Source organism: Treponema sp. R6D11, from assembly GCF_054786075.1.
This window is the reverse complement of the sequence record NZ_BDHD01000590.1, coordinates 1-735: the sequence shown is the minus strand read 5'-3', so window position 1 is coordinate 735 and position 735 is coordinate 1. Positions and strand designations below refer to the sequence as shown.

Sequence of the window (735 nt, the reverse complement as noted above, 5' to 3'; positions counted from 1 at the left end):
GAGGTAAGCATGGCAAGTAAATCTTCAAATTCTAGAGTTCCTGTTAAGGCAGATACTACTAATAATGATGTTTTGCCTAATCCAGAGATAACTCCTGAGTTTGTAAAGGAGTGTAGGGATAAATTAGAAAAAGAAGGACTCCTTGACGCTTTTTTTAGAAAGGCTTTTCCTGAAGATTACCCAAGTAGTAAGTAACAACTAAATATTTACAAAAATACATCAAGAGGGGAACCTTCGCCGCTTTACGGCTCGGTTGAGGTTCTCGTAGAGGCGCAAAGGTTGTTGTATGAAAGACCATTGTATTACTTTCATGATTTATGATTTTAGGATAATATGTCTAGATCAAAGATGAGCTATCGGACAAAAACTCTGTGCCTCTGCGCCTCTGCGAGAAGTCTTTTGAGAATAATGTTTTAGATATTACAGGCTACAAAGGACAAAAACTCTAAAAATATAATATAATATTCATACAATGGAATTCAAAAAATATATTTTTCTTTGTATCTTGCCGCTATTGCTTTTTTCTTGCAATAAAAAGAAAGAACAACCTGTTATAATTGAGAGTATTGCCGAAGAAGAAATATATGAAGATCCAATCGAAATCGCCAAAGAAAAAGAAAGAGAAGAAATAAAAGAAATTATCTATAAAAACGATCAATATTTTCAGGAAAGGGACGCGGAAATTGTTTTTATAGAGAAGGCTAATTTTGGAATCCCGGGCGGCGACAACTGGAT

General features: G+C 34.6%; 2 protein-coding genes. Both read left to right on the top strand.

Annotated features, from left to right (window positions below):
* A partial coding sequence (locus ACYVTD_RS14890; protein WP_461248495.1) for a hypothetical protein occupies positions 1-195 on the top strand: 195 nt, incomplete at its 5' end.
* 277 nt (positions 196-472) lie between these two features.
* On the top strand, positions 473-735 hold a 263-nt coding region (locus ACYVTD_RS14885), incomplete at its 3' end, for a hypothetical protein (protein ID WP_461248494.1).